Here is a 14,827-nt window from a genome sequence, read left to right as displayed (position 1 = left end):
GGCAGCGCCAACGCCTCGCTTTTTATTGACGGGTTCGATCAGGCCAGTCAGTCTGCGAGATCGCCAATCGCTGTCAGGCATGATGAATTATTCCGACACATCCATCGCAGCAACGACGCCGTTCCTCAGCCTCGAGAACGTGCGCAAGACCTATCCGGGCGTCGTCGCGCTGGACGGGTTTTCCATGGAGGTCAGGCCGGGCGAGGTCATCGGCCTCGTCGGTGAAAACGGCGCCGGCAAATCGACCTTGATGAAGATCCTCGGCGGCGTCACCAAGCCGGACAGCGGCACGATCACCGTCGACGGCACCGCGCATGACAGGCTCTCCGTCGAAGCCAGTCTGGGTTCGGGCATCGCCTTCGTCCACCAGGAACTCAACCTGTTCGAAAATCTCGATGTCGCCGCCAACATCTTCTTCGGCCGCGAGCCGTTGCGCGCCGGGCCGCTCAGGCTCGTCGACCGCGCAAAACTGCGCACCATGGTGGCGCCGCTGTTGAAGCGCGTCGGCGCCAATTTTTCCGCCGACACACCGGTCGCGACCCTGTCTCTGGCCCAGCAGCAGATGGTCGAGATCGCCAAGGCGCTGTCGATCGAGGCGCGGCTGGTCATCCTCGACGAGCCGACATCGAGCCTGCCGCTCGCCGAGACCGACAAATTGCTCGACGTCATCAAGGCGCTGAAGGCCGACGGCATCAGCGTCATCTTCATTTCGCACCGCCTGCACGAGGTCGAGCGCGTCGCCGACCGCGTCGTCGTGCTGCGCGACGGCATGCTGGCCGGCACCTTGCCGAAGAGCGACATCGGCCACGACCAGATGGTCAAGCTGATGATCGGCCGCATGCTGAAGGAGCGCGAGAAAGCCTCGGAGGCGGCGCGTGCGCCCGGCGCCACGGCGCTTGCGGCCAAGGCCATCCGCACCCCTGCCTATCCCGGCCGCCCGGTCGATCTCGACGTCAGGCGCGGCGAAATCCTCGGTCTTGCCGGGCTCGTCGGTTCCGGCCGCACCGAGCTGGCGCGGGTGTTCTTCGGCATCGACGGCAGCCTTGGCGGCACGCTCGAGCTCGACGGCAAGCCGCTTGCGCTGGCTTCCGCGGCCGACGCCGTCGCGCATGGCATCTTCCTGGTGCCGGAAGACCGCAAGCTCACCGGCATCCTGCTCGACCTGTCGATCGCGCAGAACATTTCGCTGCCCAATCTGCCGGCGCATGCGCGCCGCTCCCTGGTGTCCTCAAGCGCCGAGACCGCCACCGCCGAGAAGCAGAAGAAAGATCTCGGCATCAAGGCGCCTTCGGTGCAGACGCGCACCGGCACGCTGTCGGGCGGCAACCAGCAGAAGGTCGTGCTCGGCAAGTGGCTGGCCATGAATCCGAAGGTGATGATCCTCGACGAGCCGACGCGCGGCATCGACATCGGTGCCAAGGCGGAAATCTATGGCCTGATGCGCGCATTGGCCGATGCCGGCGTCGCTGTGCTGATGATCTCGTCGGACATGGAAGAGGTGATCGGCGTGTCCGACCGCATCGCCGTCATGCATGAGGGCCAGATCTCCGGCATTCTCGACAAGGACCGGTTCAGCCAGGAAAACGTGCTGCTGCTGGCGGTGGGCAAGCAGCCGAAGTAGTTCTTGCCACGGGGCCGCGCAAACGCGATCCGCTCAGGCAGGCATTGGGGAGAAGACGATGAGCAAGAAAGATCTCGGCCTGCTGATCCTGATCCTGGTGGTCGGGGCGATCGTTGCGATCATCAATCCGCGCTTCCTGTTGCCGATCAACCTCGCCAACACCTCGAACCTGATCGGCCTGTTCGGTATCCTGTCGATCGGCCAGGCCTTCGTCATCATCACCGGCGGCATCGAACTGTCGGTCGGCTCGGTGGTCGCGCTGCTGGGCACGCTGTTCATCGACTTCATCGCCGTGCGTGGCATGGGATGGCCGGTCGCCTTCGTGCTCATCCTGGTGCTTGGCGCCATCATCGGCCTGGCACATGGCTGGCTGATCACAAGACTGAAATTGCAGCCTTTCGTCGTCACCCTGTGCGGCCTTTTGATCTACCGCGGCGTCGCCCGCTTCTACACTGGCGACGGCACGGCGGGTTTTGCGTTCGGCCAGAACTTTCCCGACCTCGAATTCCTGACCGCCGGGCGCTCATACGGCGTGCCGAACAGCTTCATCGCGCTGATCGTCATCTCAATAGTCATGTGGGTGGTGCTGCACCGCTCGGTGTTCGGCCGCTATCTCTACGCCATCGGCAAGAACGAGGAGGCGGCGAAATATTCCGGCATCCGCACCGGCCGCGTCGTCATCGCCGCCTACGTCATCTGCGGCGTGCTGACGGCGCTGTCGGCGATCTATTTCGCCATGTACACGCGCTCGATCTCGCCGGCCAGCCACGGCCAGTTCTACGAACTCTACGCCATCGCCGCCGCCGTGCTCGGCGGCTTTTCGCTGCGCGGCGGCGAAGGCTCGCTGATCGGCGTCATCCTGGGCACGGTGCTGCTGCAGGAGCTGCAGAACCTCGTCAATCTGCTCGGCATTCCCTCCTCCCTCAACTTCGCGGTGATGGGCGGCGTCATCCTCATCGGCGTGCTGGTCGACCAGCAATGGGGCGTGTTCCGGGCAAGGCGGCTGATGGTCGACGCCACCCGCAAAAGCGCTGCCGGCGCGGCCGCGGAATAACCGCCTGCCGCGACACAATTGCTTGTCCGTGCTTTGAGATTATTATAATAGCATAACCCGAACTGGTCGGGGGCGAACGAGACATGCGCTGCGATTTGCGAGGCAAGGTGGCGCTGGTCACGGGAGCCGCGGGGGCGATAGGCAGTTCCATCGCCAAACGCCTGTCCGACAATGGCGCCGCGGTCGTTGTCGCCGACATCAACAGCGACGGTGCGGACCAGGTCGCCGCCGGTTTGAACGATGCGATGGCCTGCACCGCCGACATCCGCGATGCCGCCTCGGTCGACAGCGCGATCGCCGCCATCATGGACCGCTACGGCCGCCTCGACATCCTCGTCAACAATGCCGGCGTCAACACGCTGGCGCATCGTGTCACCATCGATGAGTTCCCGGCCGAGGAATGGGATCGCATCACCGGCATTGATCTCGACGGTCTCTACATCATGAGCCGCGCGGCATTGGCGCCGATGCTCGCCGCCGGCAAGGGCGGGCGCATCGTCAACATCGCCTCGGTCGTCGGCCTTGCCGCCATGCGGCTGCAAAGCCCGTTCGTCGCCGCCAAGGCCGGCATCATCCATCTGACACGGTCGATGGCCATCGAACTGGGAGCCAAGGGCATCCTGACCAACGCGATTGCGCCGGGCTCGGTGATGACGGCGCTGACCGCCAAGCTGTTTTATGGCGATGACGGCAAGTTCGCCGGCCGCACGCAGGAATTCCTCGTCCATGTCCCGCTCGGCCGTCCGGCCCAGCCCGAGGAGATCGCCGAGGCGGTGCTGTTCCTGGCCTCGCCGGCCGCCAGCTACATCAACGGCCAGGTGCTGGCCGTCGATGGCGGCTGGACGGCGGGATACATGATGTGAGCGGAGCCATGGAAATCGATCTCGATGGCGCTGCGATCGCCTTGGATGGTGACAGCAACCCGGTCGCCGAGGCAGCGCTTGCCGCACTGCTGGCCAATGGCGGCCGGCTGGTCGAAGGCTCGCATGCACGGGAAGCCGATATCCTGCTGATGTCCTGTCCGCTGCGGCCGGGTACAGTGGCGGGCGATCCGCGATCGCTTTATGCCGATGCGCGCAAGGCTGCCGTGACCATGACCGAGCGTGGCAGCGGCCGCATCGTCTTCCTGCTGTCGGCAACCGCCGGCATGCCGATGCGCCGCCATCCCCGCTTTTCCATAGACAACGCCTCGATCCTCGCCGGCATGCGCACGCTGGCCATGGAGTTCGGTCCCAAGGTGCTGGTCAATGCCGTCGGCGTCGGCGCGGTCGAGGAAGAAACCATGGTATCGGGCGACAAGGCGATGCTCAGCCACACCCCTGTCGGCCGCGCCGGCAGCATCGAGGAAGCGGTTGCAGCCGTGCTGTTCTTCTGCGATCCCCTGAACACCTACACGACGGGCCAGATGCTTTGTGTCGACGGTGGATGGATGGCAGGCTATGGGCGTAGTTTCTGAGCGGTTGACGCTGAAGGCCGGAGCGCTGGAGGTCGAGCTGGTGCCGCGGATCGGCGGCAGCGTGAGCGCGCTGCGCTGGCGCGGCATCGATCTGCTGCGCCAGCTTTCGGACCATGATCGCGACGCCGGCAATGTGCTTGGCGTGGCCATGTTTCCAATGACGCCCTATGCCAACCGCATCACCGGAAACGCTTTCGACTTCGCGGCGAAACGCTGGCACGTCCTGCCCAATAATCCGCCGGAAAAGTTCAACGTGCATGGCAGCGGCTGGCAACACGCCTGGACTGTCACCGAGACAGCAGCCGCGAACGCGACGCTGTCGCTGGACATCGCCGCCGGAGCCGAGCCCTATTCCTATCGAGCGACGCAAGCTTTCGCGGTCGCCGAAGAGGGGCTGAGCGTCACCATGACGCTCACCAACACCGGATCGGTCGCCATGCCGTTCGGTTTTGGCCTGCACCCCTGGTTCGATCGCGATCCGGATGTGACGCTGCGGTTCAGGGCTGGGCGATTCTACCTCGAAGAACCCGACGGCATTTCCGGTGACACGATCACGCTTCCGCCCGAACTCGACTTTGCCGAGGACCGGCCTTTGCCAAACGGCTGGCGCAACAATGATTATGGCGGTTGGGCCGGCGAGGCGACGATCCGCTTTCCAACACGCGGTGCCGGCTTGCGGATCAAGGCCGACCCGATCTTCAAGCATTTGATGCTCTACGCCGATCCGACAAAACCGTATTTCTGCGTCGAGCCGCAAACGAATGCCTCCGGTGCTTTCAACCGGGGCCGGTGGGACGATCCGGAGGAAGGCGTGATCGTGCTGGCCCCTGGCGAAAGTGCTGCCGGCACCGTCTCGTTCATGCCTTTTGACTTAAAGTAGCCGCGCCAGCAGCCCGCCATCCACCTGCATGGCGCTGCCGGTGACGAAGGACGCGGCATCGGAGATCAGGAAGCCTATCGCCGTGGCGATCTCGGAGGGGTTGGCGATGCGCGCGATCCTGTCGGGCTCGAAGGACAGGCCGAGCGCTTCCGCACCGCCGGCCTCTTCCAGTCCGTCCAGTGTCATCCTTGTGGCGACGGAGCCGACGAGCACGGCGTTGACGCGGATGCGGTCGACGGCATAGTCGAGCGCCATCTGCCGCGACAATCCGACCACCGCCGCTTTCGTCGCGGCATAGGCCGGCACGCCGGGAACCGTGGCCTCGGCATGCACCGAGGCGATGTTGACGATCGAGCCGCCGCCGGCCGCGCGCAGCAGCGGCAAGATTGCCCTGCAGACACGGAAGATACCCGTTAAATTGACGGCAATGGTCCGGTCCCAGTCCTCGTCGGAAAGCTCTTCGAGCCGCTTGCCGGTCGGATAGATGCCGGCGCAGTTGACGACCGCGTCGAGCCCGCCGAACTGTTCGGCCGCCGCCGCCACGGCCGCCTGGACCTCGGCTTCGCGAGTGAGATCGCACTCGCGAAAGATCAGTTCAGTCTCGTCATGGCGACCGGCAAGCGCCTTGCCCTCCACGGCATCCAGCCCGGCGCCGAACACCTTGGCACCCTGAGCGACAAGATGCTCCGCCGTTGCCCGCCCAATGCCTGTCGCCGCACCGGTGACGAGAACGCGTTTGCCGGCGAACATCATGGCGAAACCTGTGTCGCAATCGCGTGGCGTTGCACCTGCGCCTCGGTCACCGAACGCAGCACGCGATCCTCGCCGCCCTCGCCGCGGCTGAATTCGTCGACGATGCGGCCATCGGCGACGACGAGGCAGCGGTCGCAAAGGCCGATCAGTTCCTCGAGTTCCGACGCGACGATCAGCAGGGCCACGCCTTTTTCGGCCAGTTCGACCACAAGCCGGTAGATCTCGTGCCGCGTCGCCGCGTCGACGCCCTTGGTCGGCTCGTCGAGCAGCAGCACCTTCGGCGCCCGCATCAGCACGCGGGCAAACAGCAGCTTCTGCTGGTTGCCGCCCGACAGATGGGTGACAGCTGCCTGCGGCGACGATGCCTTGACATTGAGCGCGCGCATGGCGCTCAGGATCGAGCTGCGTTCCAGCCCGCCACGCACCATGCCGTGCCGCGAAAGGGGCGCGAGATTGCCGATGGTGATGTTGGCGCCGACAGGCAGGTTGAACAGCAGGCCGTCACGCTTGCGGTCCTCGGTCAGCAGCGCGATGCCGGCCGCGAGCGCATCGCCTGGCGATCTGATCGAGACGGGCTCGCCGGCGACACGGATTTCTCCTTCGGCTGGAACACGGCCATAGATGCCGTGCAGGATCTCGCTGCGGCCCGACCCGAGCAGGCCTGCAAGTCCGACGATCTCGCCGGCGGCGACGGAGAGGTTGACGTCCTTGGCGCCATGAACAGCGCCGCCGTGGCCGGCGACCGTGACCCGGCGAACCTCCAGCGCGGTCGGCGCGCCGACGGGCGCTGCGTGCTGCGGAAACAGCCGCTGCAGCCTTTGGCCCGACATCGAGAAGATGAAGGTCTCGGCATCGAAGTCCTGCCTTGCGATCCGCACCGCCACCTGCCCGTCGCGCAGGACGGTGGCACGGTCGCAGATGGCGAGCACCTCGGGCAGGCGATGGGTGATGTAGATCATGGCGACGCCTTGCGCCTTCAGACGACGCAGCACGCTGAACAGCGCATCGACTTCGGTGCCCGAGAGCGAGGCCGTCGGCTCGTCCAGCATCAGCACGCGTGGTTTCAGCACGATGGCACGGGCGATCATCACCAGATGGCGCTGTGCCGAGGTCAGCGAAGCGACATAGGCCCTGGGATTGATGTCGATGCCAAGCTCGGCAAAGATCTCGCCGGCACGCTGTTCGAGCTTGCGCTGGTGCACCAGCATGCCGTCGCCCAGCCCGGTGCGGCCGGCAAAGACGTTCTCGGCGACCGAGAGCTGTTCGAGCACCTCGATTTCCTGCGGCACGTAGCCGACGCCGTTCGACCGCGCATCGGCGGGAGAGGTAAAGCTGACGGACCGGCCATCGAGCCTGATGGTGCCGGTGTAGGAGCCGGCCGGATGCACGCCGTTGAGGATCTTGACCAGCGTCGACTTGCCGGCGCCGTTCTGGCCGAGCAGAGCGTGGATTTCACCCGGCACCACATCGAAATCGACGCCGCGCAACGCTTGCACGCCGCCGAAATTCTTGGCGATTCCAGTGGCCGAAAACAGCGACTCTTGCGTGGTGTTGAACAAGACGATCCTCTCAAACAGTGCCCGGCCCGCTAGCTGCGGACCCGGCGGCAAGCGTTACTGGCCGGCGCTGTCCAGCATCTTGTAATAGGGGTCGAGGTCTGCCGATGTGATCACCTTGGCCGGCAGCGGATTGCTGTAGGGCACGGTCTTGCCCTGGGCGAGGTCGCCGAGCAGTTCGGCAACCTTGGCGCTCTCTTCATAGAGCGGCTGCGCGACGATGCCGTAGGCGGCGCCCGACTTCACCAGATCGAGGTTCTGCCTGATATAATCCATACCGATGATGACGACGTCGCGTCCCGCCTTGCGCGCCGCGCCCGACCAGGTCTGGATGCTGTTGCCGGTGGTGCCGAATGCGGCGGTGACGTCCGGATTGCCCTGCAGGATCGCCACCGCCTTGGCCTCGGCCGCCGACGGCTCGAAGCCTTCCATCTGCGTGTCGAGGACCTTGATGCCGGGGTATTTCGCGCCGATGGTCTTGCGGAAGGCATCCGACATGGCGTTCTCGGTGTCATTGGAAGCGCCTTGCGTCAGCGCCACGGTGCCCTTGCCGCCCAGTTTTTCGCCAATGGCGACAGCGGCATTCTCGCCGGCGCCGGCAATATCCTCACCGGTCGCGGCTTTGAGCCCCTGCACCGTGCCCTCGGGCGGCAAAACATGCCAGGTGACGATCGGGAAACCTTCCTTGGCCAGCTTGGAAATATAGGAATAAATCGCCGGATCCGGGCCGTAGACGCCGATTGCGTCGTATTTGGTGCGGGCAAGGGCAGCCTCGGCGAGCGGCAGCGTCGCCGGAATATCCCAGTTGGTGGCGCTCGGATCGCCGACGACCTCGCAGGTGTAGCCGAGCTCCTTGCACCTGTTGAGGAAGCCGGCCTGCATCAGCCGGTGCACGGGATGATCCTTCATCGCCTGTACCCAGAGCAGATGAATGTCCGCTGCCCGGGCGAGGCTCGCGGAGCCCAGCGACGTGGCAACCATCGCCGCAATAAGCGCAGCGCGGATCAGGCCGTTCTTCAAATGGATTTTCATGTCTTACCTCCCTTCGTTCACCGACATTTTGCCGGCGGGCTATCTCCCGGGTTTATCTAAGCCCCGGCGATGAAGTAGCGGCGGCGCAATATGTCGAGGCCGACGGCCATAACCATGATCACGCCGACCGCGATCTGCTGCCAGTTGGAGTTGACGCCGATGACGACGAGGCCGCTCTGCACCACTTTCAGCATCAGGATGCCGACGACGCCGCCGGCGACCGTGCCGGCGCCGCCGAACAGGCTGACACCGCCGACCACGACACCGGCGATGACGGTCAATTCCCAGCCGCTGCCGATCGAGGTGCCGCCGCTGCCGAGATCGGCCATGACGAACATGCCGGCGATCGCGGCCAGCGCGCCGACGACGATGAAGGCGCCGATCTTGTAGGCATTGGTGTCGATGCCGACGAGATGCGCCACTTCCTTGTTGCCGCCGGTGGCATACATGTTGCGCCCCAGCACGGTGCGCCGCAGCACGAAGTCGGCGACGATGGCGGCGATGATGAAGAAGGCAAAGCTCCAACCGAGCCCGAAGGCCAGATCGGTGCCGCCGATCGTGTTGATCGTCGGTGGCAGCGGATAGACTGGATAGCCACCGGTCACCACCTGGATCAGGCCCTGGCCGATGAACAACATGCCGAGCGTCTGGATGAAGGCGGGGATGCCGAGCTTGACGACGATCAGGCCGTTGACGAGACCGATCAGCGCGCCGACGCCGACGCCACCGAGTATGGCGACCGAGACCGGCAGGGCGGCCGCGGTCATCAGCTTGGCGGCGACCACCGCCGACAGGCCGGCTACCGAGCCGACGGACAGATCGAACTCGCCGGCGACCAGCAGAATGGTCTGGCCGATGGCGATGATGCCGACAAACGATACGACATTGAGAATGGCACGGATGTTGCGCTCGGACAGGAAGGCTGGTTCGAGCAGCCAGAAGAAGGCGATCAGCAGCGCCATGGCCGCAAGCACGCCGACTTCGCCGACGGCAATGAAGCCGATCAGCCGCCGCCGGAACGATTGCGCATCCCGGGACGGCGAGCTCACCTCTGCCGCGCTGTTCATCCTGACCTCCCTGGCGGCGCCTGATGCCGCTTGGCGTCCGGCACCCTTCGCCCGCGCCAAGCCTTGGCACGCTCCTCGACGCCATTAAGATTATAATATTATAACTTGTCAACGATGAAATTCGGAGACGGCGCGGCAGCTCGCGCCTCGCTGGAAAGCGCGCCCCGCAACCGCTATGAATGGGCTCATGACGCGCGATCCGCAGGACCTTGCCTTGCTGGATCGCGCCCTCTTGGGAGCGTGGTGATGACCGATAGACCGCCGGCGGGCGAGAAGAAGCCGCAGCGCCTCGGCGTCCGCGAGATCGCCAAGCGCGTCGGCGTCGCGCCGATGACGGTGTCGCGCGCGCTTTCCAACCCCGACATGGTCTCGCCGGAGACACGCGCCAAGGTGCTCGAGGCCATCAAGCAGGCCGGCTTCGTGCCGAACCGGCTGGCGTCCAGCATGCGCGGCAATGGCCGCATGATCGGCACGGTGGTGCCGCCGCTGATCAATTCGGGCATCGCCGAACAGGTGCAAGGCATGTCCGACGAGTGCCATGAGAGCGGCTATTCGATGCTCCTTGTACAGGGTGAGTTCACGCAGGAGGCCGAGGAAAAATCGATCCGCAATCTGCTCGGCTGGCGCCCTGTCGGCATGATCCTGCAAAGCTTCGTGCAGAGCGAAACGGCCCGCGCGCTTCTGAAGAACAGCGGCGCCCCGGTGGTCGAAATATCAGAGATCAAGGGCCGCAAGCCGATCGACATGCTTGTCGGCGTTTCCAATTTCGAGACAGCCTATGCCATGACCATGCATCTGGCGGCCAAGGGCTACAAGCGCATCGGCTTCGTCTCGACGCCGATCCACGGCAATGATCGCCTGCAGCAGCGCCGCACCGGCTATCACGCCGCACTCACCGAACTCGGCATCAGGAACCATGACGACATGGAGGTCGAGGTGCCGATCACCGCGCAGGGCGGCGCCGAGGCGCTGGTGACGTTGACTTCCCGCCATAAGGATATCGACGCCATCTTCTTTTCCAGCGATACGCTGGCCGTCGGCGCCGTGCAGGAATGCCACCGGCGGCGCTGGACGGTGCCGGGCAGGATCGCCATTGCCGGCTATGGCGACATGGACCTGGCGGGCCAGCTTTATCCGCCGTTGACCACGGTCAAGGTCAACCGCTACGAGATGGGCCGGCGCGCCGTACGGCAATTGCTGGCAAGGCTCGGCGGCGACACCAAGGTGCCGACCATCACCAGCCTCGGCTTCGAGATCGTCGACCGCGAGAGCGCGTGACGGTCTTTCCTGTTGGCCGAGGCCTCCCTCAGCTTCGTCATCCTAGGGCGGAGCAGCCGCGAAGCGGCGTCGCGGAGACCCTAGGATCCATGCCGTTACGTTGCTGACGGGTGCAGCGGAGCAGAATTCTGGACCGCTGTGGCGCTCGTGAGTCCCGGCATGGATCCTAGGGTCTGCACTGCGCCGCTTCGCTCCTTGCTCCGCCCTAGGATGACGACGAAAGGGAGCTTCAGCTAATCTAAGGACTGCGCTTCTCCGCCTCTTTACGCCGCCCAAGACGCTTTTCCCAGCCTTCGGCATGGACGTTGAGATAGGCGTCGGGATCGTAGGGGTGCTCCTTGATCGCATCGATGTTGAGATCGATGCCGAGCCCCGGCGCGTTCGGCAGCGACAGGTGGCCGTTGTCCGGGTTGACAGCCGGGTGCCAGGTGACGAGGTCGCGTGTCCACGGATCGTTGAAGGCGTCGAAATGTTCCTGGATGAGGAAATTCGGCACCGCCGCCGCCAGCTGCAGGCACACCGCCGTTGCCACCGGTCCGCCGCTCTGGTGCGGCGCGATGTGGCTGCCATGGGCGAGCGCCAGATTGGCCACCTGCATCGATGGGGCAATGCCGCCGAGCGACATCGGCTCGGGCTGGAAGATGTTGACGCCACCGCCTGCCGCCAGCGTGTAGAACTGGCCGACCGTGTCGTACATCTCGCCGGTCGCCACCGGGATCGGCGAGCGATGCGCCATTTCGTGCACGGTTTCCTGCCGGTCGCGTGAGGTCGGCTCCTCCCACCAGTAGATGTCGAGGTCGGCGAATTTCTGAGCCGCCTGCAGGGCGGCAATCTCGGTGAAGCGGGCATGCACGTCGATCAGGATCAGCGTGTCCTTGGGCAGTTCATCGCGCAAGGTCCGGCAGATCGCGTAGGAGAGTTCCAGCTCCTCGCGCGCGATAAAACCTTGCGCGGTGCCGAACGGGTCGAGCTTGAATGCCTTGAAGCCCTTGGCCAGCACTGCCCTGGCGGCCTCGAGAAAAGCCTCCGGCGTCCGCTCGGTGCGATACCAGCCATTGGCGTAGCCGAGCACGCTGTCGCGCACCTGGCCGCCGAGCAACTGGTGGATCGGCACGCCGAGGCTCTTGCCCAGAATGTCCCAGCAGGCGACTTCGACCGCCGCGATCACCGTGCGATGGATATGGCCGCCATCGAGCGAAACACTGTCCAGCATGCGCTTGGCCAGCGCGTTGATGCGGCGCGGGTCCTGTCCGATGGCCAGATGTTTGAGCTCGTGCACGCCGGCTTCGGTGGTCTTGATGAAGCCGTTCAGCGTGCCTTCGCCGATACCGTGAATGCCGCTGTCGGTATGCACTTTGACGAACAGCCAGTTCTTCCACCCGGCGCCGACGGGAAAGGTGTCGATCTCGGTGATCTTCATGCGAAAGTCCTAGCTAGCTTTTTGTTTGACCATGATCCTTTCCGAAAACCGGTTTCCGCTTTTCGGGATCATGGTCTAGCGCGGCAACCGTTGCGATGACGGCCTCGGTGGTCAGGCCGTACTTCGCTTGCAAGGTCGGCACCGCGCCGCATTCGATGTAGCGGTCGGGCAGGCCGATGCGCGTCACTGTCTTCGCAATGCCCGCATCGTACAAGGTCTCGACGACGAGGCTCGCCAATCCACCGATCACGACATGGTTTTCTGCCGTGACAATACGGCCAACTGAGCCGGCAAATTCAGCCACTGCCTCGGCGTCGAACGGCTTTATGGTCGGCACATGCAGCACCCCTACGGAGATGCCTCGCTTGTGCAAAGCCTCCGCCGCATCCAGCGCCCGCTCGGTCATGAAGCCCGTCGAGATGATACCGATATCCGACCCCTCGCGCAGGAGCCGCGCCTTGCCGATTTCGAAGCGGTACCCCGGTTCGAACACGACCGGCACGCTGCCGCGCAGCAGCCTCATATAGACCGGCCCTTGATGCGCCCCGATCGCCTCGGTCGCCGCCTCGATCTCGGTCGCGTCGCAGGGGTCGATGATGGTCAGGCCGGGGATCATGCGCATCAGCGCCAGGTCCTCGATCGCCTGATGCGTGCCGCCATAGCCCGTCGTCAGCCCAGGCAGGCCGGCAACGATCTTGACGTTGAGGTTGGAGTGGGCAAGCGCGATGGCGACGAAATCATAGGCGCGCCGCGTCGCGAATACGCCATAGGTGGTGGCGAACGGCACCTTGCCGGTGCGCGCCAGCCCGGCGGCGACGGCGACGAGATTCTGCTCGGCCATGCCGACGTTGAAGAAGCGGTCCGGGAAGGCGTCGCGGAACGGCAATATGTCGGTGTATTTGCCGAGATCGGCGGTCAGCCCGACAATGTCTGGATGGCTCTGGCCAAGCCGGGCCAGCGCCCGACCGAACGGCGCTTCCACGCTCCGGCGACCGCCGCCGACCGCTTCGTCCTGGCCCATGGCCAGCGTACGCCCAGCCTCCGCTCCGCTCATTGCTGTGGCCCCACGCTTTTGTCGAACTCGGCGATGATGCCGTCCCATTGCGCCACGTCGATGCGGAAGAAGTGCGATTTCTCGCTGCTCTCGATGCGCGGCACGCCCTTGCCCGGCAGCGTGCGCAGCACGATCGCCTTCGGCTTGCCGTTGCGCTCGCGTGCGCCGGCCAGCGCGCCGACCACAGCTGTCATGTCGTTGCCGTCGATCTCGAATGTTTCCCAGCCGAAGGCGCGCCATTTGTCGGCTGCAGGTTCCATGTCGAGCACCACGGGTCCGTCGGCCTGGATGCCGTTGCAGTCGATCAGCGCCACCAGCCCGTCGAGCTTGAAATGGCTGGCCGACATCGCCGCTTCCCAGGTCGAGCCCTCCTGCATCTCGCCATCCGACAGTTCGACGAAGACGCGTGCGTCGGATTTGTCGACGCGCAAGCCCAGCGCCTGGCCGACACCTTGCCCCAGGCCGTGGCCGAGCGAGCCGCCGATCATTTCGACGCCGGGCGTGGTGTCGAGCGTCGACATCTCCAGCCGGCTGTTGTCGGCGCCGTAGGTGACAAGCTCTTCAACCGGAATAATGCCGGCCTCGGCAAAAGCTGCCCACAGCGCGATGGAATAGTGTCCGGTCGACAACAGGAAGCGGTCGCGGTCGGACCAAGCTGGATTGTGCGGGTCATAGCGCAGTTCGTGGAAATACAGCGCCGCCAGCGTGTCGGCGATGCCGAGACCCTGGCCGATATAGCCCTGGCCTTGGCCGCGCGCCATGGTCAGCATGTGGCGGCGCAGCCGCTTTGCCTTGCGTTCGAGCGCGCCTATATCGGCGCAGCCGGGAGGGTAGTTTCGCTGCATCGGATCAGTCCTTGTCGAGTCCGCCCGACATGTTGAGCCGCTCGGCGGTCATGTATGTCGGCGCGTCGAGGCAGAGCCAGACGACCGCTTCGGCCACTTCGGCAATCTCGGCGCGGCGGCCGAGCGGAATGCGGCGGGTGCGCTCGTCGAGAAAGGCCTGCAGATCGTTGCGGCCGTTGGCGCGGGCGAGATCGGCCTCGGTGGAGCGCTGCATCTCGGTATCCATCATGCCCGGCGCCAGGCTGTTGACCAGCACGCCGTAGGGCGCCAGCGCCACCGCGGCGGCCCGCGTGATGGAATCGACGCCCGCCTTGCTCGCCGTGTAGGCGGTATAGTCGGGCAGCGCCATGCGCGAGCCCGGCGAGGTGATGTTGACGATGCGCCCCGAGCGCTGCTCGCGCATCACGCGGCCGGCGGCCTTGCAGGCCATGGCAAGCGCGGTGACGTTGAGCGCCAGCGTGCGCGTCCACGCCTTGAACGTCGCGTCGAGGAACGGCTCGATCACGCCATAGCCGGCATTGTTGACCAGGATGTCGATGCCGCCCCAGCGCGCGACCATTTTTTCGACGGCCGCCTCCGGCGCATCCTCCTGCGTGAAATCGCCTGTTATGGCCTCGGCTTCCGCGCCGGTATCCCTGATTTGCCCGGCGGTTTCGGCCAGTCCTTCGCCATTGATGTCGGTCACCGCGACGCTACAGCCGCGCCGGGCCAACTGGACCGCCACCTCGCGGCCGAGACCGCCGGCGGCACCGGTGACCAGTGCTCTTTTTGGCGTGATACCCTGAATTTCGGCAGGCAAGCGAGCACCCTC

14 protein-coding genes are annotated in these 14,827 nt (G+C 65.1%); 6 read left to right on the top strand and 8 right to left on the bottom strand.

What is annotated here, in order from left to right; all coding sequences use genetic code 11:
- Positions 1-82 precede the first annotated feature (82 nt).
- From NKH52_RS28105 to NKH52_RS28085, 5 genes are all read left to right on the top strand, one after another.
- The gene (locus tag NKH52_RS28105; RefSeq protein WP_352728338.1) at positions 83-1,621 is read left to right on the top strand and encodes a sugar ABC transporter ATP-binding protein; all 1,539 of its coding nucleotides are present in this window, start codon (positions 83-85) and stop codon (positions 1,619-1,621) included.
- 58 nt (positions 1,622-1,679) lie between these two features.
- Complete coding sequence (locus NKH52_RS28100) at positions 1,680-2,675, top strand: ABC transporter permease (RefSeq protein WP_352727717.1); 996 nt, start codon at positions 1,680-1,682, stop codon at positions 2,673-2,675.
- A gap of 83 nt (positions 2,676-2,758) precedes the next feature.
- A complete protein-coding gene (locus NKH52_RS28095) occupies positions 2,759-3,538 on the top strand; it encodes an SDR family NAD(P)-dependent oxidoreductase (protein ID WP_352727718.1) in 780 nt (259 codons plus the stop codon).
- A complete protein-coding gene (locus NKH52_RS28090; protein WP_352727720.1) occupies positions 3,535-4,131 on the top strand; it encodes an SDR family oxidoreductase in 597 nt (198 codons plus the stop codon). The genes NKH52_RS28095 and NKH52_RS28090 overlap by 4 nt, the downstream gene beginning before the upstream one ends.
- Complete coding sequence (locus NKH52_RS28085) at positions 4,115-5,011, top strand: aldose 1-epimerase (protein WP_352727721.1); 897 nt, start codon at positions 4,115-4,117, stop codon at positions 5,009-5,011. Before NKH52_RS28090 ends, NKH52_RS28085 begins: the two co-directional genes overlap by 17 nt.
- Here the strand turns inward: NKH52_RS28085 and NKH52_RS28080 are convergent.
- From NKH52_RS28080 to NKH52_RS28065, 4 genes are read right to left on the bottom strand one after another with little or no spacing between them, the layout of a single operon-like run.
- Positions 5,003-5,764, bottom strand: a complete 762-nt coding sequence (locus tag NKH52_RS28080; protein WP_352727723.1) for an SDR family NAD(P)-dependent oxidoreductase — start codon at positions 5,762-5,764, stop codon at positions 5,003-5,005. The genes NKH52_RS28085 and NKH52_RS28080 overlap by 9 nt on opposite strands.
- Positions 5,761-7,323, bottom strand: coding sequence for a sugar ABC transporter ATP-binding protein (locus NKH52_RS28075; protein WP_352727725.1), 1,563 nt, complete (start codon positions 7,321-7,323; stop codon positions 5,761-5,763). The genes NKH52_RS28080 and NKH52_RS28075 overlap by 4 nt, the downstream gene beginning before the upstream one ends.
- A 54-nt stretch (positions 7,324-7,377) precedes the next feature.
- Complete coding sequence (locus NKH52_RS28070) at positions 7,378-8,352, bottom strand: sugar ABC transporter substrate-binding protein (RefSeq protein ID WP_352727727.1); 975 nt, start codon at positions 8,350-8,352, stop codon at positions 7,378-7,380.
- A gap of 56 nt (positions 8,353-8,408) precedes the next feature.
- Positions 8,409-9,419, bottom strand: coding sequence for an ABC transporter permease (locus NKH52_RS28065; protein WP_352727729.1), 1,011 nt, complete (start codon positions 9,417-9,419; stop codon positions 8,409-8,411).
- Between the two features lie 246 nt (positions 9,420-9,665).
- On the opposite strand from NKH52_RS28065, the gene NKH52_RS28060 reads away from it, so the two are divergent.
- Positions 9,666-10,697 carry a substrate-binding domain-containing protein gene (locus NKH52_RS28060; protein WP_352727731.1) on the top strand — a complete coding sequence of 344 codons (1,032 nt, stop codon included), beginning with the start codon at positions 9,666-9,668 and terminating at the stop codon, positions 10,695-10,697.
- Positions 10,698-10,935: 238 nt separating this feature from the next.
- Here the strand turns inward: NKH52_RS28060 and NKH52_RS28055 are convergent, their stop codons facing one another.
- The 4 genes from NKH52_RS28055 to NKH52_RS28040 are packed head-to-tail and all read right to left on the bottom strand — an operon-like array spanning position 10,936 to position 14,815.
- A complete protein-coding gene (locus tag NKH52_RS28055; protein WP_352727733.1) occupies positions 10,936-12,117 on the bottom strand; it encodes a mandelate racemase/muconate lactonizing enzyme family protein in 1,182 nt (393 codons plus the stop codon).
- A gap of 13 nt (positions 12,118-12,130) precedes the next feature.
- Entirely contained in the window at positions 12,131-13,171 is a 1,041-nt protein-coding gene (locus tag NKH52_RS28050) for a transketolase family protein (RefSeq protein ID WP_352727735.1), read from the bottom strand.
- Entirely contained in the window at positions 13,168-14,016 is an 849-nt protein-coding gene (locus NKH52_RS28045) for a transketolase (RefSeq protein WP_352727736.1), read from the bottom strand. Before NKH52_RS28045 ends, NKH52_RS28050 begins: the two co-directional genes overlap by 4 nt.
- Positions 14,017-14,020: 4 nt before the next feature.
- On the bottom strand, positions 14,021-14,815 hold the full coding sequence (locus NKH52_RS28040; protein ID WP_352727737.1) for an SDR family NAD(P)-dependent oxidoreductase: 795 nt from the start codon (positions 14,813-14,815) through the stop codon (positions 14,021-14,023).
- Positions 14,816-14,827: the final 12 nt, after the last annotated feature.

Origin of the sequence: Mesorhizobium sp. M1066 (genome assembly GCF_040318635.1) — a bacterium.
Classification (GTDB): Bacteria; Pseudomonadota; Alphaproteobacteria; order Rhizobiales; family Rhizobiaceae; genus Mesorhizobium.
The sequence above is the reverse complement of the archived record's forward strand: the minus strand, read 5'-3'. Positions and strand labels throughout refer to the sequence as shown.